The sequence below is a fragment of the uncultured Faecalibacterium sp. genome (genome assembly GCF_900066275.1).
In the GTDB taxonomy this organism is placed as follows: Bacteria; Bacillota; Clostridia; order Oscillospirales; family Ruminococcaceae; genus Faecalibacterium; species Faecalibacterium taiwanense.
This window is the reverse complement of the sequence record NZ_FMFG01000009.1, coordinates 19,198-42,753: the sequence shown is the minus strand read 5'-3', so window position 1 is coordinate 42,753 and position 23,556 is coordinate 19,198. Positions and strand designations below refer to the sequence as shown.

The window sequence follows — 23,556 nt, the reverse complement described above, 5'->3', positions numbered from 1 at the left end:
GAAATGAACGTTTCATGAAAAAGGCTGTGATATTGTATGTCTCTTGGGCTTTATTTACACATACCCTACTGTTTTTCCAAATGCAGATACTGCGATTTCTATTCCCATCCCGGTGAGCGCGGCGTGCCGGATGCCTATGTGGAGGCTCTTTTGCGGGAGCTTTCCCGCTTTGCGCCGGAAGCACCTCTGCAGCCGGACACCCTTTATTTTGGCGGCGGCACGCCCAGCCTGCTGCGCCCGGAGCAGGCAAAACGGCTGATCGATGCGGCCCGGCCGATGCCGGGGGCCGAGATCACACTGGAAGCAAACCCGGAGACGGTGACGGAAGAAAGTCTTGCAGGCTTCCGGGAGGCGGGCGTGAACCGCATCTCCTTCGGGGTGCAGTCTGCCCGGGATACCCAGCTGCGCACGCTGGGCAGACCGCATACAGCAAAGCAGGCGCGGGCTGCCTTTGCCGCCGCCCGGCGGGCAGGCTTTGCGAACATCAGCGGCGACATCATGCTGGCACTGCCCCACTACACCGAAGCTGAGTTTGACGAAACGCTGGAACTGATCGAGGGTGGTGGGGCTACCCATATTTCGGCATATCTGCTGAAGATCGAGCCGGATTCGGCCTTTGGTAAACATCCGCCCGAAGGCCTGCCCACCGGCGATGAAGCCGCCGATTTTTACCTTTATGCAGTGGAACAGCTGGAACACCACGGCTACAAACAGTACGAGATCTCCAACTTTGCAAAGCCCGGCTATGAGGGCAGACACAACCTCATTTACTGGGACTGCGGCGACTATCTGGGCCTTGGCCCGGCGGCGCACTCCTGCATGGGCGGCAGACGGTTCTACTACCCGCCGGACACCGCCGCTTTCCTGAACGATGCCGCCGCCCCGGTGATGGACGGCAGCTGCGGCGCAGAGGACTACCTTATTTTACAGCTGCGTCTGCGCAAAGGCCTTTCGCTGGATGCATACAAAAAACTTTACGGGAAAGAATTTTCCACCGCACAGCTGGCCTTTGTGCAAAACTGCGTCCGGGCGGGCTATGCAAGCTTTGACGGCCGCACCCTTGCCCTGACCCCGGCGGGTCTCATCGTGCAGAACAGCATCCTTGCCCAGCTGTTGTAATTGGCAGAAATACGGCAACACATTGCTTTTGTGTGTCGATTCTGGTATGATATACTCGTATTATTAGGCGATGGGAGAGAAAACGGATGGCGAAAGTATTGATCGTCGGCGCAGGCGCGGCAGGACTGATGGCGGCGGGTGCCGCCGTGCGGCAAGGGCATCAGGTGACGGTGCTGGAACACATGGACAAGCCCGGCCAGAAGATCCTTGTCACCGGCAAGGGCCGCTGCAATGTGACCAACGACTGCCCGGCAGAGGAGTTTCTGCGCCATGTGCGCACCAACCCGCGCTTTCTGTATTCGTCGCTGGGGGCCTTTCCACCGGCAAAGACCATGGAACTGTTCGAGGGCCTTGGCGTGGAGCTGAAGGTGGAGCGCGGACGCCGGGTGTTTCCGGTGTCGGACAAGGCCGAAGAGATCCGGCAGGCTCTTTTGCGCTATGCGCAGGATGCTGAACTCGTGCATGACGGCGCGAAAAAGCTGCTATTGGAAGAGGTAACACCGGAGCCGGAAGCAGCTCCCGCCGCACCGGAAAACCCGCGCCACCCCAAAAAGAAAAAGGCAGGCCCGGCACTGCGGTGCATCGGTGTGCGGGGCACCTCCGGCCGGGAGTACCGGGCGGATGCCGTGCTGGTGGCCACCGGCGGCGTGAGCTACCCCACCACCGGCTCTACCGGCGATGGCTACAGGCTGGCGCAGCAGGCCGGGCACACCCTTGTGGAGCCGGTGCCCAGTCTGGTCAGCCTTGTGAGCCATGACGCGGACTGCAAAAAAATGATGGGTCTGGCCCTGAAAAACGTCACCCTGACCCTGTTCGAGGACGACAAGGCCATCTTTGACGAGCAGGGCGAGATGCTGTTCACCCACTTTGGCATCAGCGGCCCGCTGACTTTGAGCGCATCCAGCCATCTGGGCGACATGAAAAAACACAAGTATCATGCGGAGATCGACCTCAAGCCCGCTCTCAGCGAGGAGCAGCTTTACGACCGCATCACGCGGGATTTTGCCCTGCTGGCAAACCATGCGGCGCAGGGCGCGCTGGTAAAGCTTTTGCCGTCCAGTATGCAGCCGGTGATGGTGGCGCGCTGGGGCATCGACCCGGCTACCAAGGCAAACCAGATCACCCGGGAGCAGAAGAGGGAGCTGGTGCAGCTGATGAAGCACTGGCGGGTGTCCATTGATGCCCGGGGCGATCTGGCCCACGCGGTGATCACCAGCGGCGGCGTGTCCGTGCGGGAGGTGGACCCCAAAACCATGCAGAGCAAAAAGGCGATGGGCCTTTACTTTGCAGGCGAAGTGCTGGATGTGGATGCCTATACCGGCGGCTACAACCTGCAGATCGCCTTCTGCACTGCACAGGCATTTGCAAATAATCTGTAATTACAGATAAAACAATTTTAAATGCCCTCCGCGCTGCTCTGGGCATATTTATAGGAATAGATTTTTTTGATTTGTATTTTGAAAACGACTGCGGTCGTTTTCAAAATACGTTTTCACAAAAAGAGTTGTTGCCGGGATAGTCTCACAGACCACTGCGCAACTGTTCCCGAAGGGAACGAGCAGCAGATTCAGTTGGCCGTTGCGGCCCCACTTGTGAAAAATCAAATCTGGAAAATCCGCAGATTTTCCAGATTTGTAAATATTTAAAATAATTTTCCGTTGAAGATGGCCACAGCGAATGCGGAGGCCATTTTAAATCGTTCAGTTTAAAAAGGAGAGATACAACATGGTATCTGTTGCGATCGACGGGCCTGCAGGTGCAGGCAAATCTACGCTGGCACGCCGTCTGGCGGCTGAAATGGGCTATATTTATGTGGATACCGGTGCCATGTACCGCGCCATCGGCCTGTATGCCCTGCGCGCAGGCAAGGACCCCAAGGACAACGCAGCGGTCAACGCGCTGCTTCCCCAGATCGAGCTGCGGCTGGCCTCCATTGAGGGCGAGCAGCACATTTATTTAAAGGAAGAGGATGTGAGCACCGCCATCCGCACCGAGGCCGCAGGTATGGCTGCCTCTGCCGTGGGCGCAAACCCGGCTGTGCGCGCCTTTCTGCTGGAACTGCAGCGGGATATGGCCAAAAAGCAGGACGTGCTGATGGACGGCCGCGACATCGGCACGGTGGTGCTGCCGGATGCCACGGTGAAGATCTTCCTCACCGCCACGCCGGAAGCCCGCGCCACACGCAGGTGGAAAGAGTATCAGGCCAAGGGCATCGATACTCCCTATGAAGAGGTGCTGGCCGACGTGAAGCAGCGGGACTATCAGGACACCCACCGTGCCGCTGCACCCCTGAAGCAGGCGGACGATGCCGTGCTGCTGGATACTTCGGAGCTGGATTTTGAACAGAGCCTTGCTGCAATGAAGAAGATCATTGCGGAGAAAGTGAATAAAACGATAAAATGATATTATATTACATCTTAGTGCCCTTTGCGTGGCTTTTGTGGCATATCGGCTTCCGCATCCATGTAGAGGGCCGCGAAAACCTGAAAAAGGTGCAGACAAAGGGCTGCATCCTTGCACCCACCCATGTCTCCGCCATCGACCCGGTGTTCATCGTGGTCACCCGGTGGAGCAGGCGGATGATCGTGTTCGCCAAGAAGGAACTGTTCGAGATCAACGCCCTGCTGACCTGGTTCTTCCGCTGCTGCGGCGCGGTGTGCGTGCGCGGCACAAAGGATGAAATGGCTGCCATTGAGCAGACCGTAGAAAAGTGCAGAAACGGCGAAACACTGCTCATCTTCCCGGAGGGCACCCGCGAAAAGGACGGGAAGCTTCTGCCGCCCAAGAGCGGACTGTTCGTCATTGCGGCGGGGGCCGGGGTGGACGTAGTGCCCTGCCGCATCCTGTACGATACGCCGGATGGAAAAATGCACCTGTTCTGCAAAGTACGGGTGATCTACGGCGAGCCGATGCCTGCAGAGCAGTTTGCCATGGAGAGCCGCCGCGACACCAAAAAGCTGCGTGCCAACAAGCAGGCCCTGCTGGATGCGTGGGAAAAGATGGGGGCGTAAAAGATGGAGATCCGAGTTGCCAAAACGGCGGGGTTCTGCTTTGGTGTCAAGCGGGCGGTGGATCTGACCTATGGCCTGCTGAACGAAGGCTGCAAGGTGGCCACCCTCGGCCCGCTGATCCATAACCCGCAGGCTGTGGAGGATATGCAGAAAAAGGGTGCCCTTGTGGCGGATGCCATCGCCGATGTGCCCGCCGGGTACGAGGTGGTCATCCGCAGCCACGGCGTGCCGCGCACCGTGTACGACGAGCTGGATGCGCGCGGCATCACCTACCATGATGCCACCTGTCCCTTCGTGCAGAAGATCCAGCGCATTGCCGCCGAGGCCGAAAAGGCGGGGGCAGTGCTGCTGGTGGCAGGCGACAAGACCCATCCGGAGGTGCAGGGGATCGTGGGCCACACCCGCGGAGAGGTGTTCGTTTTTGCAGATCTGGCCGAGTTGAAGGCATGGAAAGGCCCCTCTGACCCGCAAAAACCCCTGTTTGCAGTTGCACAGACCACATTTCAGGTTACAAAATGGCAAGAAAGTTCGGAGTTTCTCAAAAAAGCCTATACAAACGCCCGAATTTTTGATACAATATGTAATGCGACGTGGGCGAGGCAACAGGAAGCGGAAGACCTCAGCCAAAAATGCGACATCATTGTTGTCATTGGCGGTCATCATTCTTCCAATACCCAAAAGCTGGTACAGGTCGCCGCAAAACACACGCGTGCCGTAACGGTCGAGACAGCGAGCGAACTTCGGCCGGAATGGTTTGCAGATGTTAAAGTGGCGGGCGTGACAGCCGGGGCTTCAACGCCATCGTCTATTATTGAGGAGGTACTTAACAGTATGAGCGCAGAAATCAATGACAGCATGAGCTTTGAGGAGATGCTGAATGCATCCGAGGAAAAGCGTGTTCATGCAGGCAGTATTGTGAAAGGAATCGTGACCAGCATCTCTGCCAACGAGATCCAGGTGGATATCGGAGCGAAGCAGACCGGCTTTGTCAAGCTGAGCGAGCTGACCGATGATTCCTCCGCCAAGGTCGAAGACCTGGTGAAGGTTGGCGATGAGCTGGACCTCATCGTCGAGAAGGTTATGGATCAGGATGGCGTCATCCAGCTCTCCCGCAAGAAGCTCGCATCTCGCAAGGGCATGGAAGAGATCGCTAAGGCCGCTGAGTCCGGCGAGGTCGTCGAAGGCGATGTCACCGAGTTCAACAAGGGCGGCGTTGTGGTCAACGTCAAGGGCGTCAAGGTGTTCGTTCCTCGTTCTCAGGCTACTATGCGCCGTGATGAGGACTACACCGCTCTGGTTGGCCAGCACGTTCAGCTGGTTGTCACCGAGTGCTCCGGCCGCAAGATCGTCGGCAGCATCAACAAGGTGACCGCTGAGCAGAACAAGGCAAAGCGTGAAGAGTTCTGGGCAAACGTTGAGGTGGGCAAGACCTACACCGGCGTTGTCAAGAGCCTGACTTCTTACGGTGCATTCGTCGATATCGGCGGTGTGGACGGTCTGTGCCACATCAGCGAGCTGAGCTGGAACCGCATCAAGCATCCTTCCGAGGTCGTCTCCGTTGGCGATACCATCGAGGTGTATGTGAAGGACATCGACACCGAGAACCACAAGGTCTCTCTGGGCTACAAGAAGGCCGAGGACAACCCCTGGGAGCAGCTGAAGAACAACTACCCCATCGGCAGCACCTTCCATGCTCCGGTCGTCTCTCTGACCAAGTTCGGTGCATTCGTCCGCATCCTGCCGGGTGTTGATGGTCTGGTCCACATCAGCGAGATCAGCAATGACCGCGTTGAGAAGGTCTCTGACGTACTGAAGGTCGGCGATATGGTCGATGTGAAGCTGCTGGATGTCGACTTCGACAAGAAGCGCATCAGCCTGTCTATGAAGGCCCTGCTGAACGACGACGCTGAGTAATCAGCCTTTCGTTTGGAAGAAAAGCTTCTGACACAATGCGATCAACAGCCCCGTTGCCGGGAAAACGGCGGCGGGGCTGTTTTTGTTAAGGAGAGAACCCTCTCAGTCACCTGCGGTGACAGCTCCCCCGAAGGGGAGAGCTTTTGGCAAAAGAGGGCAGGCTCGCCGCGCCCGCAATAAAACCTCGCCCTTCGGGAGAGGTGGACGCGAGCAGCGCGAGCGGACGGAGAGGGTTTGACGAACTATGATAAATTTTTTCAAGAAACACTGGGAAGTGCTGAGCTATCTGGTTTTCGGCGTGCTGTGCACCCTGCTGAACATTGTGCTGTATGCGCTGTTCAACAAGCTGTTTGGCTATACAGCCGCCAACAGCTGGGGCAATGTGCTGGATAACATCATCTGCATCCTGTTTGCCTACTGCACCAACCGCGCCTTTGTGTTCCACAGCAAAACGCAGGGCAAGGCCATGGCGAGGGAATTTGGTGCATTCGTCACCTGTCGTCTGGGTACAATGCTGCTGGACACTGCAATTATGCTGGTGCTGGGCAATCTGCTGGCTGCGCAGGGTGCAGCGCTGATGGACGAGCTGATGCAGGGGGTGCTGAGCGTGGTGGCCCACTGGCTTGGCCCGGATACGGCCATCCAGATGGCAGCCTCCTATGCAGGCACACCGGCGGGGGTCACGGATGGCTCTGCCGCTATTGCCGTCATCGGCGGTGCAGACGGCCCCACGGCGATCTTCGTTACCAGCCGCTACAATGCGCAGGCACTGTGGGGCCTTGCCGTGAAGGTCTTTTCCAATGTACTGGTGATCGTGCTGAACTATGTGTTCAGCAAGCTGATCATCTTTAAAAATCGCAAGTGAGATATTTTCTCCGCCGCAGGCGGAGAAAATATCCAATATAATTTAGGAGGTACGGTTTTATGAAGCGTGGTCTGAAAGGTTTTGCATTTCTGGTCTCCGGTCTGGTGCTGGGCATTATTGGTGCAACGGTCTCAGCAACTGCAATTGCCCTGAGTGCTGTCGGCATGGCAAAGGTGCGCCGTGCCAGCAAGTAAAAAGGAGAAACAAACATGACTCGTGAAGAAATTCTCTCCCATGTCGATCACACCCTGCTGAAGCCGGAGGCCACCTGGCCCCAGATCCAGACCCTGTGTGACGAAGCCATTGCAAACCACACCGCATCCATCTGCATCAACACCTGCTACGTCAGGCAGGCGGTGGAGTATATGGCGGGCCGCATCCCGGTATGCTGCGTGGTAGGCTTCCCTCTGGGTGCCATGGATACCGCCAGCAAGGCGTTTGAAGCCAAGACTGCCATTGAGAATGGTGCCGCCGAGGTGGATATGGTTATCAACATCGGTCGCCTGAAGAACAAGGAGTACGATGCCGTGCGCGAGGACATCCGCGCCGTGAAGCAGGCGGTGGGCGACAAGGTCCTGAAGGTCATCATCGAGACCTGCCTGCTGACCGACGAGGAAAAGGAAAAGATGTGCGATATCGTCTGCGAGGCAGGCGCGGACTACATCAAGACCAGCACCGGCTTCTCCACCGCAGGCGCAAACTTCCACGATGTGGAGCTGATGGTCAAGGGCGTGCATGGCCGCTGCAAGGTCAAGGCTGCCGGCGGCATTTCTACCGTGGAGGACATGGAGACCTTCCTTGCGCTGGGTGCTGACCGTCTGGGCACCTCCCGCGCTGTCAAAATTCTGAACGGCGAGCAGGCAAAGGGCTATTGATCTTTCTGCGAAAAAATGCAATTATAAATAATATTTCCGCAGAACAGAACCAGAGCGCACGCGAAGGCTGTTCTGGATCGTCTGGTTTTCCCAAGGGCCGCTGCACAAATTGCTGTGCAGCGGCCCTTTTGATGCCAAGCCTTGCAAGCAGGACGCGGCAGGGTATATAATACAGATAGATACTGTATAAAACAGGGGCTGTCTGCCTTGTGGGATAAGGCGGGCAGGGGAGGAAATGCAATGAATATACCCGAGATCCTTGTGGCCAATGGCACAGGGGCGGTGCTGGTATGCTTTCTGTTTCTGCTGCGGGTGCGCGGCGAGAGTAAAAACAGTGTTGGAAGTGAGCTGTTCTGCCGGATGCTGGTGGTGACTCTGCTGGCACAGGCGACAGAGACGATCAGCTTTCTGCTGGACGGCGTGCCCGGCGCGGCAAGCCGGTTCTGGCTGTACCTCATGAACACCGTCTGCACCGGCGCTACCGTGAGCGTGGGCTTTGCGTGGTGTTTGTATGTGGACTTCCGGGTCTACCGCAGCACCGGACGCCTGCGCAGAAGGCATCTGCTTCTGGGCGCGCCGCTGCTGGCTGTTCTGGCGCTGCTGGCGGCGAACCTTTTCGGCACAGGATGGATCTTTACCATCTCTGCGGACAACGTTTACCATCGCGGTCCGCTGAACAGTTTGCTTTACCTGCTGCTGTTCGGCTATTATGCCGAGAGCGTGTGGCAGGTGCATAAGGCCAAGCGCGATGGCGTTACGGTGGAGTTTTTCTCGGTGTACTACTTTGTGATCACCTGTGCGGTGGGCACGGTGCTGCAGGGTGCGTTCTACGGTATGGCCTTCGGCTGGCTGTCGGTGGCCATCGCCTTTGTGTTTGTGGACAGTCAGCTCCGCAGTCTGCGCAGCTATATCGACGAGCTGTCCGGCCTGTTTGGCCGCAAGTACATGAACTACTGTCTGGAGCGCATCCACGCCACGCAGGAAAAGGATGTTTACGGCATCATGATGGACGTGAACTGCTTCAAGGAGATCAACGACACCTACGGTCATGGTGCGGGCGACCGCGCCATTCAGGAGATCGGTCACATCCTGTCCGGGGCCCTGGTGGCAAACTCGGTAGCTATCCGCATAAGCGGCGATGAGTTCATGGTGCTGATCCGGCACGGCTCGGAGGAGATCCTGAATAAGATCTGTGCCGCCATCGAGCAGCGGGTGCAGCGCTATAACGCCGCCGCCCCGGCGGGCAGCTTTCAGCTGTCTTTCTCCACCGGTGTGGCAAAGTATGAGGGCGGCAGCGTGGAGAAATTTCTGGCGGAACTGGACGAGCGGATGTATGCGGAAAAGCGCGCCTTCCACGCCGCCCGGAACGGCCATGCCGTACCGGAGCAGGGGAATGCTCCATCAATTTCAGAATAATGTCTAAAAAGAGTGATACTCTTCTTGACAATCTGACGAAGCAATGATAGAATACTGAACGTACCAACTGAATACCGACTTATCAAGAGCGGCTGAGGGGACAGGCCCTGTGAAGCCCGACAACCTGCGCGTGAGCGCAAGGTGCCAAATCCTGCGGGAAACCGAGAGATAAGAGTGCAACGCTCAGAGCTTTCGGGCTCTGGGCGCTTTTATTTTTCGCGCAAAAAAGCTTGAACGGAATGTTGGAGCAAGAAATACACACCCTGCTGTAAAAACTTTAGGAGGCAAAACAAATGGCAAGACACCTGTTTACTTCTGAGTCCGTCACCGAAGGACATCCCGACAAGATCTGCGACCAGATCTCGGATGCCATTCTGGACGAAATTCTGACCCACGACCCCAATGCCCGCGTGGCCTGCGAGACCTGTGCATCCACCGGCCTTGTGCACATCATGGGCGAGATCACCACCAACTGCTATGTGGATTTCCAGAAGGTCGTCCGCGAGGTGGTGGCAGATATCGGCTACACCCGCGCAAAGTTCGGCTTTGATGCCGACACCTGTGCCGTCATCTCCAACATCGACGGCCAGAGCCCCGACATCGCACTGGGCACCAACGATCAGGTGGGCGGTGCAGGCGATCAGGGCATGATGTTCGGCTATGCCTGCGATGAGACCCCGGAGCTGATGCCTATGCCCATCAGCCTTGCCCACAAGCTGGCAAAGCGCCTGACCGAGGTGCGCAAGAACGGCGAGATGGACTATCTGCGTCCGGATGGCAAGAGCCAGGTCACTGTGGAGTACGATGAGAACAACAAGCCCGTGCGTGTGGATGCTGTGGTCATCTCCAGCCAGCACAGCGAGAGCGTCAGCATGGAACAGCTGCGCGCCGATGTGATGGAAAAGGTCATCAAGGCCACCATCCCCGCTGAGCTGCTGGACGAGAACACCAAGTATTACATCAACCCCACCGGCCGCTTCGTTGTGGGCGGCCCGCAGGGCGACACCGGCCTGACCGGCCGCAAGATCATCGTGGACACCTACGGCGGCTATGCCCGTCACGGCGGCGGCGCCTTCTCCGGCAAGGACCCCAGCAAGGTGGACCGCAGCGCAGCCTATGCGACCCGCTGGGTGGCAAAGAACATCGTGGCTGCAGGTCTGGCCAAGCAGTGCGAAGTGCAGGTGGCGTATGCCATTGGCGTGGCAAAGCCTGTGTCCATCATGGTGGATACCTTTGGCACCGGCACCGTCTCGGATGAGAAGATCGAGCAGGCTGTGGAAAAGGTGTTCGACCTGACCCCCGCCGCCATCATCCGCGAACTCGACCTGCGCAAGCCCATCTACCGCAAGCTGGCCGCATACGGCCACATGGGCCGCGAGGATCTGGGCGTGAAGTGGGAGAACACCGACCGCGTGGATGCCCTGAAGGCTGCGGTCGCTGCCCTGTAAGCGGAACACAAAGCACCTAGCGCAATCATATAAAATAAGAAGGCATCTGCAACGATCGCTTCTGAGCTTCTGAAGCTCAGCAAATTTGCTGCAGATGCCTTTGTTTTTGCGGCTCTGCCGGGGAGGGCGAACGAGCGAAAACAGCAGCATCTCCGCTGCCCGGCACACTGCATTTTTATCTCCAGGAAGAGCGATCCCGGCAGACTGCTCAGACAAAGAAAAGTCTTACTTTTCCACGGAAATCAGCCGAAATTTGCGAAATGGCAAAGAATCGGCTGTCTTTTTGTCGAAAACACACATTCTCTTTGAGAAAAAAGAAAAACAGCTGTGCAAGGCGCAGAAAATCCTGACATGAAACAAATTGATATGGCAGAATCGACGAAATGTGATAAAATAAAACTAGATATGCGCTCTTGTGTGCATGATACGGATCGTAAACAGCAATAAGGAGTTATGACTATGTCTATTGAAATTTCCCCGAAGTCGTTCTTTGAGCAGCCCAGCGTGGCAGATATGCGGCTGATCTCCTGCCCCGGTGCAGAGGAACTGACCGGCCTGATCGACAAGCATCTGGTCCGCTGGGCCAAGGCTGCCGGAATTGACAAAGAGACCTTCATTATTCCTTGCGACTGCCCCCGCTTCCAGAGTGGCGATGCCAAGGGTCTGGTGAAGGAGTCGGTGCGCGGCGACGATATCTTCATCGTGGTCGATCCCGGCAACTACAGCGTGACTTACAAGCTGTTCAACTACGAGAACCACATGTCTCCGGACGATCACTTCGCCAACCTGAAGCGCCTGATCCAGGCAGTGGCCGGCAAGGCACACCGTGTGTCGGTCATTATGCCCAGCCTGTACGGCGGCCGTCAGCATCGCCGTGTGGTGCGCGAAAGTCTGGACTGCGCTGTGGCCCTGCAGGAGCTGCAGACCATGGGTGTGCGCAACATCATCACCTTTGATGCTCATGACCCCCGCGTGCAGAACGCTGTGCCGCTGATGAGCTTTGATAACGCAATGCCCACCTATCAGGTGCTGAAGAGCCTGCTGAAGAAGGACCCGGACCTCTCCTTTGATAAGAGCAAGTTTACCGTGGTCAGCCCGGACGAGGGCGCCATGAACCGCAACATGTACTTCTCCAGCGTGCTGGGCTGCAATCTGGGCATGTTCTACAAGCGCCGCGATTACACCCGCGTGGTGAATGGCCGCAACCCCATCGTTGCCCACGAGTATCTGGGCGAGAGCGTGGAAGGCAAGACCGTCTTTATCGCAGACGACATCATTGCTTCCGGCGAGAGCATGCTGGAGGTCGCCAGCAACCTGAAGGAGCGCGGCGCTGCCAACATCATCGCCAACGCCACCTTCCCCCTGTTCACCAGCGGTCTGGAGAAGTTCGACAAGGCTGTGGCCGAGGGCAAGCTGACCTATGTTGTGGGCACCAACCTGACCTACCGTATGCCTGAGCTGCTCACCCGCGACTGGTATGTGGATGTGGATGTTTCCAAGTACGCTGCATACTTTGTGGTGGCACTGAACCACGACATGTCTGTTTCCAGCATCATCGATCCGCTGAAGAAGATCGAGAACCTGCTGGCAAGCCGCAAGTAAGTTTAATACGAAAAAGGCTCTGCATCCTTGCGATGCAGAGCCTTTTTCGTATCACAAATCAAATAAAACGATCATAATTCGTCTCCATGGCTGCGCAGATACCGAACCAGCATGGGCAGCTCGTAGAGCAGCATGACGACCCAGCCCACCGCATAGCTGTAAGGCAGAGCTTCGATCTCCATTTTCCACACCAGCACGAACACCGCAGCTGCCGCCACACGGAACACCATGTTGAAGGTGCTGGACACCAGCGTGACCTTCAGATCGCCAATGCCGCGGAAGAAGCCCTGAATGCCATTGGTGGCTGCGGGCATCAGGTAGAACAGGGAAACCGTGCGCAGGAAGCGCACGCCCAGATGGACGACCTCCGGGTCGGTGACGAACAGCTTCATGATAAAGGGCGCACCGGAAAAGCATACAAAGGCGATCAGCACGCCGTAAGCGGTTTCGATGCGCATACCGCAGTGGAAGCCCTGCTTCACACGGTCGTGCTTGCCGGCACCCCGGTTCTGCGCCATGAGGGTGGTCATGGCGTGGCCGATGTTCTGCTGCGGGGTATAGGCAAAGTCGTCAATGCGGGAAGCAGCGGTAAAGGCAGCCATAGCGTTGACACCCATGGTGTTCACGATGGCCTGCACAGCGATCTTGCCAAGCTGCACGGTGGCTTGCTGCATGGCGCTGGTCCAGCCGTAGCTGACCGTTTTGCGCAGCAGCTTGCCGTCAAACACCAGCCAGCGCCTGCCCAGCTGCAGGATGGGCACCTTCCAGCGGATGTACAGTACGCACAGCACGCAGCACAGTGCTTCGCTGACCACGGTGGAAAGGGCGCAGCCGTTGCTGCCCCAGTTCAGCACCTGCACAAAGAACAGGTCGCCGCCGATGTTCAGCACAGAGCTGATCATCAGGAAATACAGGGCACTCTTGCTGTCGCCCAGTGCACGCATGGTGGCGGCAAGGAAGTTATAGAAGAAGGTGAAAATCAGGCCTGCAAACACGATGCGCAGGTAGCTGACCGCAATGGGCAGGATATCGGCGGGCACCTGCATCAGCTGCAGCAGGGGCGTGGCCAGAATGACGCACAGCGCCGAGAATGCCAGCGAGAACACGGTGCCTGCAATGGCGGTGGTGGACACCTGATGCTCCATCAGCTGGGTATCACCGGCACCGAATGCGGTACTGACCAGAATGCCGGCACCCAGACACATGCCGTTGATAAACAGGATGGCCAGAGTCATGAGCGGGTTGGAAGTGCCGACGGCGGCAAGAGCTTCCTCGCCCACGAACTTGCCCACGATGATGCTGTCGGCGGCGTTGTAGGTGAGCTGGAACAGGTTGCCAAGTACCAGCGGAATGGTAAAACGGATCAGGAGCGGTGTAATGGCTCCCTTTGTCATGTCGTTTGTCATGGGAACTCTATGATTTCTCCTTATAATGTATTTACGATCTGCCGTCCGGGCAGGATGGCAAGGGCAGAGCGGCTGGCACCTACATGGATGAGCTGTGCGGCCGCCTGCAAAACGGCACCGGATGCCACCGAAGCCGGGATGGCATCGGTGCGCAGCACCTTTTGCGCGGCCCGCTGCGCGTCGGTGGTGTTCACCGCCACCACGTTGTCCACCACATAGGCGTTGAAGTTTTCCGGCACAAAGCCGTAGCCCAGATCGCTGATGCCGTGGGGGCCGGTCAGGCCGCCGCCCAGCGCCTGCGATTCGTAAGGCTCCACGGCGGCGATGCGCACATCGTTCGTCCATGCCTTGATGGTCTCGCCCACGCCGGTCACGGTGCCGCCGCTGCCCACGCCGATCACGATAGCGTCCACAGCGCTTTTGCCCTCCCGCGCGATGCTCTGCACAATGGCAGGGCCGGTAACGCGGCGGTGGTACTCCGGGTTATCATCGTTGGCAAGCCAGTCCATGTAGTACCAGCCGTTGGCGGCGGCGGTCTGTGCCGCCAGACGGCGGGCACCGTTCACACCGCTGCGGGCCGGGCTGTGGCGGATCTGCGCACCCAGCCGCAGCAGGGTCTCCTGCCGCAGGGCGGGGGCATCCTCCGGCATCACCAGAACCACCGGGTGACCGGCGGTCAGGCCCGCCAGCGTGAGCGCAGCGGCAAACGGGCCGGAGGCCGCTTCAATGATGGGCTGACCGGAGATCAGCTTCTTTTTTTCAATGGCAAGGGCCAGCATCCCTTCGGCAAGGCCGTCCCGGGCCGTGCCGGTGGGGCCTGCAAAGTCCAGATAGGCATACAGCCGTCCCTTCAGCCCGCAGGCGGCAGCATAGCCGCGCAGCTCCACGATGGGGCAGGCGCTGAGCGTCTGGTAAAAATTGGGGTAGATCGGCACGAAGACCCTCCTTTCATGGGATACAACAATCTTATCCTAACGCAAAAGGACTGCGCGCGTCAAGATGCGTTTTAGCAAAAACGGCGAATTTTTGGCGGATTTTCTGGAAAAATCTCCGAAAGGCTCTTGACAGGATGCGGTGCATCTGCTATACTTCATCCGTAAAGCAAATGAACTTTACATCACTTCTCGAAAGTACAGGCACAAAACCGGGGGATCAGAGGATGGCAAAAGATCTGGAAATGGGCTATCTGCTGGACTTTTACGGCGAGGTGCTCACCGAGAAACAGCGCGAAATGCTGCGCCAGTATTACAACGACGACCTTTCGCTGAGCGAGATCGGCGAGAACTTCGGCATCACCCGTCAGGGTGCGCGGGATGCCATCAAGCATGGCGAGAACGCGCTGAAGGAGCTGGAGGAAAAGGTCGGCTTTGCGGCGCGTTACCGCCGCGTGCAGCAGAAGCTGGAAGAGCTGGAGCAAATGGTGATCGATGCACGGTTCGAGTGCACCGGCCCACAGGGCCTGACCACCACCGAGTACGAACACCAGCTGACCAAAATGTTAAAGCTCATCCGCTCCATCGACGAAGCGAACGAGAGCTGAAACCTGTGAAAGGAGCACCGTACAATGGCATTTGAATCCCTTACCGACCGCCTTGCCGGTGTGTTCAAAAAGCTGCGCGGTCACGGCAAGCTGACCGAGGCAGATATCAAGGCCGCGATGCGTGAGGTGCGCATGGCCCTGCTGGAAGCCGATGTCAACTACAAGGTTGCCAAGGACTTCTGTGCAAAGGTGTCCGAGCGCGCCATGGGTCAGGAGGTCATGGAAAGCCTGACCCCGGCACAGCAGGTGGTCAAGATCGTCAACGAAGAGCTGGTTGCCCTGATGGGCGGCAGCGAGGCGGCCCGCCTGAACATCAAGAACAAGGGCCAGACGATCATCATGCTCTGCGGCCTGCAGGGCAACGGTAAAACCACCCACGCCGCAAAGCTGGCAAAGTACTTTATCAAACAGGGCCGCCGCCCTATGCTGGTGGCCTGCGATATTTACCGCCCTGCGGCCATCGATCAGCTGCAGGTGGTGGGCAAACAGGCGGGCGCACCGGTGTTCACGCTGCCGGGCGCAAAGCCGCCGGAAATTGCAAAGAAGGCGCTGGCACACGCCAAGGATTACGGCAATGACATCGTGATCCTGGATACCGCCGGTCGTCTGCAGATCGACGATGTGCTCATGCAGGAGCTGGTGGACATCAAGGAAGCCGTTCCTGTGGACGAGACCCTGCTGGTGGTGGACGCCATGGCCGGTCAGGACGCTGTGAACGTTGCCAAGACCTTCAACGAGAAGGTGAGCATCGACGGCATCATCCTCACCAAGACCGACGGCGATACCCGCGGCGGTGCGGCACTTTCGGTGCTGGCCGTTACCGGCAAGCCCATCAAGTTCCAGGGCACCGGCGAAAAGCTGGACGATCTGGATGTGTTCCACCCGGACCGCATGGCAAGCCGCATTCTGGGCATGGGCGATGTGCTGAGCCTGATCGAGCGTGCGCAGGAGACGGCCGACGAAAAGGCTGCCGAAGAGACCGCCAAGCGGATGATGGAGAATAAGTTCGACATGAACGACATGCTGGACCAGTTCGCACAGATTCGCAAGATGGGCGGTGCAGGCGCGATGCTGAGCATGCTGCCCGGCGGCAGCGGCATCGATCCCAGTCAGGTCGATGAAAAGGCGTTCGACCGCATCGAGGCCATGATCTATTCCATGACCAAGGAAGAACGCGAGAAGCCCTCCATCATCAACCCAAAGCGCAAGCGCCGCATTGCAGCAGGCAGCGGTACCACCGTGGCGGATGTGAACAAGCTGCTCAAGCAGTTTGAGATGATGCAGAAGATGATGAAGCAGTTCAAGAAAAGCCCCAAGGGCTTTGCCCGCCGTCTGGGCGGTATGATGGGCAACCCCAATGCCTTCCGCGGACTGAAATAATTTTTGTGATACAACCCCCTTGCGGGTTTGTACAATATAATCAACATGCGCCCGCAAGGGCCGCACAAAACAATTTTTGGAGGATATTTACCATGGCAGTTAAGATTCGTCTGCGCCGCGTTGGCGCCAAGAAGGCTCCCTTCTATCGTGTTGTTGTTGCTGACAGCCGCTTCCCCCGTGACGGCCGTTTCATCGAAGAGATCGGCACCTACGATCCCAACAAGGAGCCTTCCGAGATCAAGATCGACGCTGAGAAGGCAAAGCAGTGGATCGCCAACGGCGCACAGCCCACTGATACCGTTCGCGTCCTGCTGAAGAAGTCCAACGTTCTGTAAGTAGGGAGGGCTGACTCATGCAGGAGCTGTTGCTGGCAGTTGCCCGCGGTCTCGTGGAGGATAAGGAAGCCGTTAAGGTCACGGTGGACGAGCCTCGCGAGGACGGCACCATCGTCTACCACCTGAGCGTGGCAGAGGGAGATATGGGCCGTGTCATCGGCAAGCAGGGCCGGATCGCAAAAGCCATTCGTGTGGTGATGCGCGCGGCTGCTGTGCGGGTCGATGAAAAGGTCCTTGTTGAGATCGACTGAGCACCCTACAGGCCCTTTGCCCTTGCGGCAAGGGGCCTTTTTGATTATAGGAGCAAGATTATGCAGCAATATCTGGAAGCGGGCAAGGTCGTGACCACCCACGGCGTGCGCGGCGAAATGAAGCTGGAGCTTTGGTGCGACGGCGTCAACTTTCTGAAAAAGGTGGGCAGGCTGTACCCCTCGGCACAGGGCGGCAGGGCCTATAAGATCGTGTCCATCCGCGCACAGGGCCAGATGGCTCTGCTGCAGCTGGAAGGCGTGGACGATATGGATGCTGCCCGTGCGCTGCGGGGGCAGGTGTTCTACTTTGACCGCAATGATGCCACCCTGCCCGCAGGCCGCTGGTATGTGGCCGACCTGATCGGGTGCGAAGTGCGGGATGCCGACACCGGCAGGGTGTACGGCGTTGTGACCAGCGTGGATCACCCCGGTGCACAGGATATCTACACCGTCAAAGCACCGAACGGCAAGGAATACATGTTCCCGGGCGTGGATGCTTTTCTGAAAGAGCGCAACCCGCCGGAGGGCTATCTCCTCGTCACCCCCATTCCGGGCCTGCTGGACGATGACTTTGACAGCGAACGGGAGGAAGAGTGAGCCATGGGAATGCGTGTGGACATCGTGACCCTGTTCCCGGAAATGTGCCAGCAGGTGCTGGATGCCAGCATCATCGGGCGCGCGGCAAAGAAGGGCTTTATTGAGACCCACTGCCACCAGATCCGGGACTACACCCTGAACAAACAGAAGCAGACCGACGATTACCCCTACGGCGGCGGCTGCGGCATGGTGCTGTACGCTCAGCCCATCGCAGATTGCCTGCGTGCTGTGCAGCAGGAAGTGGCTTCACAGGGCCGTCCGGCCCCGCATATCGTGTTCCTGACGGCAGGCGGCCAGCGCTACACCGAGGAGCACGCAAAGCGGCTGGCCCAGTACGATAACCTGACACTGGTATGCGGCCACTATGAGGGCATCGACGAGCGTGTGATCGATGCTTTTGCGGACGAAGAGATCTCCATCGGTGACTACATCCTCACCGGCGGCGAGCTGGCCAGCCTTGTGGTGGCGGACAGTGTGCTGCGCCTGAAGCCCGGCGTGCTGGCTGAGCAGAAGGGCTACGAGGAAGAAAGCTACTGGGACGGCCTGCTGGAGTATCCCCAGTACACCCGCCCCGAGGTGTGGGAAGGCCGCGCTGTGCCGCAGGTGCTGCTGGGCGGCGACCACCAGAAGATCGATGCGTGGCGCGGGGAACAGAGCCGGGAGCGCACCCGCCTGCGCCGCCCGGAGCTGTACGAGAAGTGGTATGAGACCCACCCTGTGACCGAGCTGCCCAAATGGAAGCGCGGCGAGAACATGCGCCTTGTCAAGACCGACGAGCAGTTTGCTGCTGCCGCTCGCATCTTTGTGGAGGGCCGCCGCACCACCTGTGCCGAGAACTGGACCCCGGAATACTGTGCCAGCCTCAACGAGGAAGAATATCTTTTGCAGCTGCGGCAGGAAAAGGCCGCAGGCTGGGTGTGCTACCTGCACACCACCAAGGATGTGCCGGACGGCATCGTGAGCATCAACCACAAGGTGGGGCACATCGAACATCTGTTCGTCACTGAAAAAGCCCGCGGCAGGGGCATTGGCATGAAGATGCTGGACTTTGCCCGCAGGAAGCTGCCGGAGCACCCGCACCCGGTGCTGAGCGTGCTGAACACCAACACCCGCGCCATAGCGCTGTACACCCGCATGGGCTGGAAGCTGACCAGCGGCACCGAGCTGGAGTTCACGCCGGAGCAATATCCGGCTGTGGTGAAAAAGTGCGCGCTGGTCTGGATGCGGTACGAGGGCAGCACACAGAAGTAACTCCGGGCGGCAGCTGCAGGTGCATCGGACAGCGAAAAAGGCACGAAAATGGATGCTCGGACCGGAGGGTATGGTGCTGGAAACGCACAAAAACGGCCGAGATATTGCCCGATGGTCGAAAAAATGTTGAAAACTTTTGTATCTACCCTCTAACCTTCGGGGAATAATTTTATTATCTTTGTATAAATAATGAAAAATGGGCCGCTTTTCATTGGAGAAACCGCCAAAAATGCGCCGGGGGGCTGTACAACCGTTTCGACTTGCGCTAAAATAATCGTAACGCAACAGGCACAGGATACAGATTCTATACCCAAAACGATATTAGATAGGAGCGCTTTACTATGTACGTGAAAGAAGTTACCGTTGAAAATCAGGTTGGTCTGCACGCTCGTCCGGCTACCTTCTTCATCCAGAAGGCTAACGAGTTCAAGTCTTCCATCTGGGTCGAGAAGGAAGAACGCCGCGTGAACGCAAAGAGCCTGCTGGGCGTTCTGTCTCTGGGCATCGTGGGCGGTACCACCATCCGCATCATCGCTGACGGCGCTGATGAGCAGGCTGCTGTTGACGGCCTGATCAAGCTGGTGGAGTCCGGTTTTGCTGAGTAATTTGTGTCTATAAATGGAGCGGCGGGGGAACCTGCCGCTTTTTGTTTTTCAAGGAGAATCCATGACCAAAGCTGAACTGTATCAGAAAGCCTGTATGCTGCCGCTGCTGCCCGGTGTTTATATCATCCGGGATAAGACGGACACCATCATTTATATCGGCAAGGCAAAGCGGCTGCGCATCCGGGTGAGCCAGTATTTCCGCGAGGGCGTGCCCCACGACAACAAGGTCAGCCAGATGATCGCCCATGCCTATGCCTTTGACGTGATCGTCTGCCAGAGCGAGTTTGAAGCGCTGGTGCTGGAAGCCAGCCAGATCAAGGCTCACACGCCGAAGTATAACATCCTGCTCAAGGATGATAAGGGCTACAGCTATATCAAGGTGACAAAGGAGCCATGGCCCCGGCTCTCCTTCGTGCTGCAAAAGGAGGAGGACGATGCCGAGTATATCGGCCCCTATACCTCCAGCTTTGCGGCGCGGCAGATGGCAGAAACCGCCATGGATGCCTTTCTGCTGCCGCGCTGCAATAAGCGCTTCCCGCAGGAGATCGGCAAGGGACGGCCCTGCCTGAACGCCCACATCGGCAAGTGCATGGCAGTGTGCAGCGGCAGGATCAGCTGCGAAAACTACAATCAGGCCGTCAAGAGCGCTGTGCACCTGATCCGCTACGGCAAAAAGGACATCCTGAAGATCCTCAACGAGCGGATGCAGGAGGCCTCGGACCGGCTGGAATTTGAGACGGCGGCCCTGCTGCGGGACCAGATCGCAGCCATCACCAAGGTGAGCGCCGGGCAGAAGGTCATTGTGGACCCGGATGTGGAGATGGACGTGGTGGCGCTGGCAGGCACGCCGGACAGCGTGTGTGCGGCGGTGCTGCGCTTCCGGGACGGACGGCTGACCGACAAGCGGGAGTTTTTGTTCCACGATACTTCGGACATTGCCGCCGTGCGGGAGGAATTTCTGCCCCGGTATTATCTGGATGACGAACAGATCCCCAAGATCATTGCGGTGGACGAGCTGCCGCCGGACAGCGACGCTTTGCAGCAGGCGCTGAACGAAAAGCGCGGCAGTGAGGTGCAGCTGTATGTGCCCCAGCGGGGCGATAAGGCCCATCTGGTGGAGATGGCCCACACCAACGCGGTGGAGCGTCTTGCCCGGGAGAGCGGCCGCTATGCCCGGGAGGAAAAGCTGCTGGACGAGCTGGCGCAGGTGCTGGGCCTTGCAAAGCCGCCCCGTGCCATTGAGAGCTACGATATCTCCAACTGGGGCGATGGCTCCAGCGTGTGCGGCATGGTCACTTTCAAGGACGGCAAGCCCTACAAGGCGGGCTACCGCAAGTTCAAGATGAAGACGGTGGCGGGCACTGACGACTATGCATCACTGGCAGAGACTGTCTCCCGGCGGGCGGCAGAGTATGAAAAGTACGCAGAGCTTGCAAAAAAAGGAGAACCCTGCAGCAACTGGTTCGGGCAGAAGCCGGATCTGCTTTTGATGGACGGCGGCAGGGGGCAGGTGAGCGCGGCAAAAGATGCACTGGCCGGGACTGCCCTTGCGGATGTGCCGCTCTACGGCATGGTGAAGGACGACCACCACCGCACCCGCGCCATTGTGGACAGCGACGGCCGGGAAATTGCCATCAATATGAACCGGGGCACCTTTACCTTTATCACGGCCATTCAGGACGAGACCCACCGCTTTGCCAATGCCTACCGCAAGCAGCAGATGAAGCAGAAGAGTTATTCCTCCACCCTGACGGAAATCCCCGGCATCGGCCCCAAAACGGCCAAGGCGCTGATGGCCCAGTTCAAAAGCGTGGGTGCGGTGAAGGAAGCCACGCCTGACCAGCTGGAAAATACCCCCGGCGTGGGCAAACAGACGGCACAGATCATCTACGCATATTTTCACGCATAAAACCCTCTCAGTCATCGCTGCGCGATGCCAGCTCTCCCGAAAGGGAGAGCTTTTTGCATTCAGATGCAATGAATGTGCAGAGCTGAAGAAAACGCGATTGATGCATTTGCCGGTTATAGCCCTTCCCGTGAAAAGGCAAACCCCGGCAGACCGCAGTCTGCCGGGGTTTGCAATATTAAAATAAATTTTCCGCTGAAAATGCCCAGAGCAAAGCGGAGGGCATTCAAATGATTCAGTTCTCCGCAGAAATATCCTGACCGAAATACTTCTCGCTCAGCTCCTTCAGGGTGCCGTCGGCACGCAGCTCCTCAATGGCGGTGTTGATGGCATCCAGCAGGGTGGCGCTGGCATCGCCCTTGCGCAGAGGAATGGCAACGTGGGATGCATCCTCGGTCTGGGCCACCAGCTTGAAATCTGCATCCGGGTGGACGTTCAGGTAATCGTAGAAGGAGACATCGGCGTTCAGGGTGGCGTCGATGCGGCCGGCGGTGAGCAGCTGGATGGTCTCTTCCAGCGTGTCGATGCCCTGTACGGTGGCACCATAGCTCTCGGCCAGTTCCATGTAGGTGGAAGCAAGGCTGTTGGCGGTGGTCTTGCCCTTCAGGTCCTCAAAGCTGGTGATCTCGTCGTTATCCTTGCGGACGGCAAGGGCAGTGTGGATGTAGCCGTAGGGCTCGGTGAAATCATAGGTCTTGGCGCGCTCGTCGGTCACTTCCACGCCGTTGCACACGATGTCGTAGCGGCCTGCGTCCAGACCGGCAAACAGGCTGTCCCAGTCGCTTTCGACGTACTCCGGCTCCACGCCCAGCTTTTCGGCAATGGCGCGGGAGACTTCCACATCGTAGCCCACCAGAGTATCGGATTCGTCGTGGTAGCTCCAGGGCTGCCATGCGCCTTCCAGGGCGACGATCAGCTTGCCGCTGGACTGGATGTTGGACAGCTGGTCGCCGGCAGCAGGAGCCACAGAGGCGGCCGTGCCGGAAGCAGCGGTGCTGCCGGAAGAATTGGAGCAGCCGGACAGAGTCAGCACGCCGGCAGCGGCCATGACGCTCATAAGAGAAATAAAAGTTCTGCGTTTCATAGTTGGATTCCCTTTTCTCTATAAAAATATTTGTGAAATAAACTCCTTCAGGCAAAGAGGGAGACTTTCTGGTTTTGCCAAAGGCCCCATCCCGGAGGGGGCTGTCTGCGAAGCAGACTGGGGGAGTTGGTTAAACCTCACTCGGTGTGAGCGATCTTCCGCAAAAATTCGCGGGTACGCTCCTCTTTGGGGTTGGCGAAAAACTCATGCGAGGGAGCCTGCTCCACTACCACGCCGTTCTCCATGAAAACGGTCTTGGAGGAAACATTGCGGGCAAAGCCCATCTCGTGGGTGACAACCAGCATGGTCATGCCCTCTTCGGCCAGCTGCCGCATCACGGCCAGCACTTCGCCAGTCAGCTCCGGGTCAAGGGCCGAAGTCGGCTCGTCAAAATAGATGATCTCCGGGTCGGAGGCCAGTGCCCGGGCAATGGCCACGCGCTGCTGCTGGCCGCCGGAAAGCTGGCGCGGATAGTAGTCGGCTCGGTCGGCAAGGCCCACCTTTTCCAGCATCTTCATGCCAACGGTATCCGCCTGCTCTTTGGGCATTTTGCGGGCAATGATGAGGCCCTCGGTCACGTTCTGCAGGGCAGTCTTGTTGCGGAACAGATTGTAGCTCTGGAACACAAAGGCCGTCTTTTTGCGCAGCCGGGCAATGTCGGCACGGCTGGCCTGGGCAAGGTCGAACGTCTCACCGTCAAAGGTGAGCTGGCCTGCGTCGGCAGTCTCCAGAAAGTTCAGACAGCGCAGCAGGGTGGTCTTGCCGGAGCCGGAGGGGCCGAGGATGGCCACCACATCGCCCTTTTCCACGGTCAGGTCCACGCCGCGCAGCACCTGCAGCTCGCTGGTCACTTTGCGTGCACCGGGCCGGTGGAAGATGCTTGCCTGCAGGCGGGGCTTTGTGTAGGTGAAAAAGGATTTGTGGACGTTTTTGATCTCTAACATGGACATG

At 58.1% G+C, this 23,556-nt stretch carries 23 protein-coding genes and 1 riboswitch; of the genes, 19 read left to right on the top strand and 4 right to left on the bottom strand.

Going from position 1 to position 23,556, the window contains the following annotated elements; all coding sequences use genetic code 11:
* The first annotated feature begins 36 nt into the window (after positions 1–36).
* From hemW to QZL71_RS05080, 11 genes are all read left to right on the top strand, one after another.
* Positions 37–1,119: a radical SAM family heme chaperone HemW gene (gene hemW / locus QZL71_RS05130; RefSeq protein ID WP_154258969.1), complete on the top strand. Its 1,083-nt coding sequence runs from the start codon at positions 37–39 to the stop codon at positions 1,117–1,119.
* 86 nt (positions 1,120–1,205) lie between these two features.
* On the top strand, positions 1,206–2,498 hold the full coding sequence (locus tag QZL71_RS05125) for an NAD(P)/FAD-dependent oxidoreductase (RefSeq protein ID WP_294648080.1): 1,293 nt from the start codon (positions 1,206–1,208) through the stop codon (positions 2,496–2,498).
* 346 nt (positions 2,499–2,844) lie between these two features.
* A complete protein-coding gene (cmk, locus tag QZL71_RS05120; RefSeq protein ID WP_097781510.1) occupies positions 2,845–3,522 on the top strand; it encodes a (d)CMP kinase in 678 nt (225 codons plus the stop codon).
* Positions 3,519–4,130 carry a lysophospholipid acyltransferase family protein gene (locus tag QZL71_RS05115; protein ID WP_097775053.1) on the top strand — a complete coding sequence of 204 codons (612 nt, stop codon included), beginning with the start codon at positions 3,519–3,521 and terminating at the stop codon, positions 4,128–4,130. The genes cmk and QZL71_RS05115 overlap by 4 nt, the downstream gene beginning before the upstream one ends.
* A 3-nt stretch (positions 4,131–4,133) precedes the next feature.
* On the top strand, positions 4,134–6,044 hold the full coding sequence (locus QZL71_RS05110; protein ID WP_097775054.1) for a bifunctional 4-hydroxy-3-methylbut-2-enyl diphosphate reductase/30S ribosomal protein S1: 1,911 nt from the start codon (positions 4,134–4,136) through the stop codon (positions 6,042–6,044).
* A gap of 244 nt (positions 6,045–6,288) precedes the next feature.
* On the top strand, positions 6,289–6,909 hold the full coding sequence (locus QZL71_RS05105; protein ID WP_294648077.1) for a GtrA family protein: 621 nt from the start codon (positions 6,289–6,291) through the stop codon (positions 6,907–6,909).
* Positions 6,910–6,968: 59 nt separating this feature from the next.
* Complete coding sequence (locus QZL71_RS05100; RefSeq protein WP_005944717.1) at positions 6,969–7,103, top strand: hypothetical protein; 135 nt, start codon at positions 6,969–6,971, stop codon at positions 7,101–7,103.
* Positions 7,104–7,118: 15 nt separating this feature from the next.
* The gene (deoC, locus tag QZL71_RS05095) at positions 7,119–7,784 is read left to right on the top strand and encodes a deoxyribose-phosphate aldolase (protein ID WP_005944715.1); all 666 of its coding nucleotides are present in this window, start codon (positions 7,119–7,121) and stop codon (positions 7,782–7,784) included.
* A 240-nt stretch (positions 7,785–8,024) separates the two neighbouring features.
* A complete protein-coding gene (locus QZL71_RS05090; RefSeq protein ID WP_294648074.1) occupies positions 8,025–9,200 on the top strand; it encodes a GGDEF domain-containing protein in 1,176 nt (391 codons plus the stop codon).
* Between the two features lie 76 nt (positions 9,201–9,276).
* A riboswitch (SAM riboswitch) is annotated at positions 9,277–9,375 on the top strand.
* 118 nt (positions 9,376–9,493) lie between these two features.
* Positions 9,494–10,648, top strand: a complete 1,155-nt coding sequence (gene metK / locus QZL71_RS05085) for a methionine adenosyltransferase (RefSeq protein WP_097776372.1) — start codon at positions 9,494–9,496, stop codon at positions 10,646–10,648.
* A gap of 459 nt (positions 10,649–11,107) precedes the next feature.
* Positions 11,108–12,250 (top strand): ribose-phosphate pyrophosphokinase, encoded by a 1,143-nt coding sequence (locus QZL71_RS05080; RefSeq protein WP_044954082.1) that lies wholly within the window; start codon positions 11,108–11,110, stop codon positions 12,248–12,250.
* Between the two features lie 71 nt (positions 12,251–12,321).
* Here QZL71_RS05080 and QZL71_RS05075 read toward each other — a convergent pair whose 3' ends face one another.
* Together QZL71_RS05075 and QZL71_RS05070 are read right to left on the bottom strand one after the other, a co-directional pair.
* Positions 12,322–13,656 carry an MATE family efflux transporter gene (locus QZL71_RS05075; RefSeq protein WP_294648071.1) on the bottom strand — a complete coding sequence of 445 codons (1,335 nt, stop codon included), beginning with the start codon at positions 13,654–13,656 and terminating at the stop codon, positions 12,322–12,324.
* A gap of 20 nt (positions 13,657–13,676) precedes the next feature.
* A complete protein-coding gene (locus QZL71_RS05070; protein WP_097781517.1) occupies positions 13,677–14,591 on the bottom strand; it encodes a pyridoxal-phosphate dependent enzyme in 915 nt (304 codons plus the stop codon).
* Positions 14,592–14,815: 224 nt separating this feature from the next.
* Here QZL71_RS05070 and QZL71_RS05065 point away from each other — a divergent pair, with 224 nt between their 5' ends.
* From QZL71_RS05065 to uvrC, 8 genes are all read left to right on the top strand, one after another.
* Positions 14,816–15,196, top strand: coding sequence for a sigma factor-like helix-turn-helix DNA-binding protein (locus tag QZL71_RS05065; protein WP_097775061.1), 381 nt, complete (start codon positions 14,816–14,818; stop codon positions 15,194–15,196).
* Positions 15,197–15,220: 24 nt separating this feature from the next.
* Complete coding sequence (gene ffh / locus QZL71_RS05060; RefSeq protein WP_120080934.1) at positions 15,221–16,576, top strand: signal recognition particle protein; 1,356 nt, start codon at positions 15,221–15,223, stop codon at positions 16,574–16,576.
* Positions 16,577–16,668: 92 nt separating this feature from the next.
* Positions 16,669–16,911, top strand: coding sequence for a 30S ribosomal protein S16 (rpsP, locus tag QZL71_RS05055; RefSeq protein WP_005944692.1), 243 nt, complete (start codon positions 16,669–16,671; stop codon positions 16,909–16,911).
* Between the two features lie 17 nt (positions 16,912–16,928).
* Positions 16,929–17,162, top strand: a complete 234-nt coding sequence (locus tag QZL71_RS05050; protein WP_005934928.1) for a KH domain-containing protein — start codon at positions 16,929–16,931, stop codon at positions 17,160–17,162.
* 60 nt (positions 17,163–17,222) lie between these two features.
* Complete coding sequence (gene rimM / locus QZL71_RS05045; RefSeq protein WP_005944690.1) at positions 17,223–17,759, top strand: ribosome maturation factor RimM; 537 nt, start codon at positions 17,223–17,225, stop codon at positions 17,757–17,759.
* A 3-nt stretch (positions 17,760–17,762) separates the two neighbouring features.
* Entirely contained in the window at positions 17,763–19,010 is a 1,248-nt protein-coding gene (gene trmD / locus QZL71_RS05040) for a tRNA (guanosine(37)-N1)-methyltransferase TrmD (RefSeq protein ID WP_294648068.1), read from the top strand.
* Positions 19,011–19,351: 341 nt separating this feature from the next.
* Complete coding sequence (locus QZL71_RS05035) at positions 19,352–19,615, top strand: HPr family phosphocarrier protein (protein ID WP_005920365.1); 264 nt, start codon at positions 19,352–19,354, stop codon at positions 19,613–19,615.
* Between the two features lie 61 nt (positions 19,616–19,676).
* The gene (uvrC, locus tag QZL71_RS05030) at positions 19,677–21,524 is read left to right on the top strand and encodes an excinuclease ABC subunit UvrC (protein ID WP_294648064.1); all 1,848 of its coding nucleotides are present in this window, start codon (positions 19,677–19,679) and stop codon (positions 21,522–21,524) included.
* Between the two features lie 232 nt (positions 21,525–21,756).
* Here uvrC and QZL71_RS05025 read toward each other — a convergent pair whose 3' ends face one another.
* Complete coding sequence (locus tag QZL71_RS05025) at positions 21,757–22,605, bottom strand: transporter substrate-binding domain-containing protein (RefSeq protein WP_294648061.1); 849 nt, start codon at positions 22,603–22,605, stop codon at positions 21,757–21,759.
* Positions 22,606–22,742: 137 nt separating this feature from the next.
* The gene (locus QZL71_RS05020) at positions 22,743–23,555 is read right to left on the bottom strand and encodes an amino acid ABC transporter ATP-binding protein (RefSeq protein ID WP_223388895.1); all 813 of its coding nucleotides are present in this window, start codon (positions 23,553–23,555) and stop codon (positions 22,743–22,745) included.
* Between the last annotated feature and the right edge of the window lies 1 nt (position 23,556).

What these genes read in the sequence shown, in the direction of transcription:
- hemW (WP_154258969.1), top strand. Translation starts at nt 37, where the DNA reads ATGTCTCTTGGGCTTTATTTACACATACCCTACTGTTTTTCCAAATGC.
- QZL71_RS05125 (WP_294648080.1), top strand. Translation starts at nt 1,206, where the DNA reads ATGGCGAAAGTATTGATCGTCGGCGCAGGCGCGGCAGGACTGATGGCG.
- cmk (WP_097781510.1), top strand. Translation starts at nt 2,845, where the DNA reads ATGGTATCTGTTGCGATCGACGGGCCTGCAGGTGCAGGCAAATCTACG.
- QZL71_RS05115 (WP_097775053.1), top strand. Translation starts at nt 3,519, where the DNA reads ATGATATTATATTACATCTTAGTGCCCTTTGCGTGGCTTTTGTGGCAT.
- QZL71_RS05110 (WP_097775054.1), top strand. Translation starts at nt 4,134, where the DNA reads ATGGAGATCCGAGTTGCCAAAACGGCGGGGTTCTGCTTTGGTGTCAAG.
- QZL71_RS05105 (WP_294648077.1), top strand. Translation starts at nt 6,289, where the DNA reads ATGATAAATTTTTTCAAGAAACACTGGGAAGTGCTGAGCTATCTGGTT.
- QZL71_RS05100 (WP_005944717.1), top strand. Translation starts at nt 6,969, where the DNA reads ATGAAGCGTGGTCTGAAAGGTTTTGCATTTCTGGTCTCCGGTCTGGTG.
- deoC (WP_005944715.1), top strand. Translation starts at nt 7,119, where the DNA reads ATGACTCGTGAAGAAATTCTCTCCCATGTCGATCACACCCTGCTGAAG.
- QZL71_RS05090 (WP_294648074.1), top strand. Translation starts at nt 8,025, where the DNA reads ATGAATATACCCGAGATCCTTGTGGCCAATGGCACAGGGGCGGTGCTG.
- metK (WP_097776372.1), top strand. Translation starts at nt 9,494, where the DNA reads ATGGCAAGACACCTGTTTACTTCTGAGTCCGTCACCGAAGGACATCCC.
- QZL71_RS05080 (WP_044954082.1), top strand. Translation starts at nt 11,108, where the DNA reads ATGTCTATTGAAATTTCCCCGAAGTCGTTCTTTGAGCAGCCCAGCGTG.
- QZL71_RS05075 (WP_294648071.1), bottom strand. Translation starts at nt 13,656, where the DNA reads ATGACAAACGACATGACAAAGGGAGCCATTACACCGCTCCTGATCCGT.
- QZL71_RS05065 (WP_097775061.1), top strand. Translation starts at nt 14,816, where the DNA reads ATGGCAAAAGATCTGGAAATGGGCTATCTGCTGGACTTTTACGGCGAG.
- ffh (WP_120080934.1), top strand. Translation starts at nt 15,221, where the DNA reads ATGGCATTTGAATCCCTTACCGACCGCCTTGCCGGTGTGTTCAAAAAG.
- rpsP (WP_005944692.1), top strand. Translation starts at nt 16,669, where the DNA reads ATGGCAGTTAAGATTCGTCTGCGCCGCGTTGGCGCCAAGAAGGCTCCC.
- QZL71_RS05050 (WP_005934928.1), top strand. Translation starts at nt 16,929, where the DNA reads ATGCAGGAGCTGTTGCTGGCAGTTGCCCGCGGTCTCGTGGAGGATAAG.
- rimM (WP_005944690.1), top strand. Translation starts at nt 17,223, where the DNA reads ATGCAGCAATATCTGGAAGCGGGCAAGGTCGTGACCACCCACGGCGTG.
- trmD (WP_294648068.1), top strand. Translation starts at nt 17,763, where the DNA reads ATGGGAATGCGTGTGGACATCGTGACCCTGTTCCCGGAAATGTGCCAG.
- QZL71_RS05035 (WP_005920365.1), top strand. Translation starts at nt 19,352, where the DNA reads ATGTACGTGAAAGAAGTTACCGTTGAAAATCAGGTTGGTCTGCACGCT.
- uvrC (WP_294648064.1), top strand. Translation starts at nt 19,677, where the DNA reads ATGACCAAAGCTGAACTGTATCAGAAAGCCTGTATGCTGCCGCTGCTG.
- QZL71_RS05025 (WP_294648061.1), bottom strand. Translation starts at nt 22,605, where the DNA reads ATGAAACGCAGAACTTTTATTTCTCTTATGAGCGTCATGGCCGCTGCC.
- QZL71_RS05020 (WP_223388895.1), bottom strand. Translation starts at nt 23,555, where the DNA reads ATGTCCATGTTAGAGATCAAAAACGTCCACAAATCCTTTTTCACCTAC.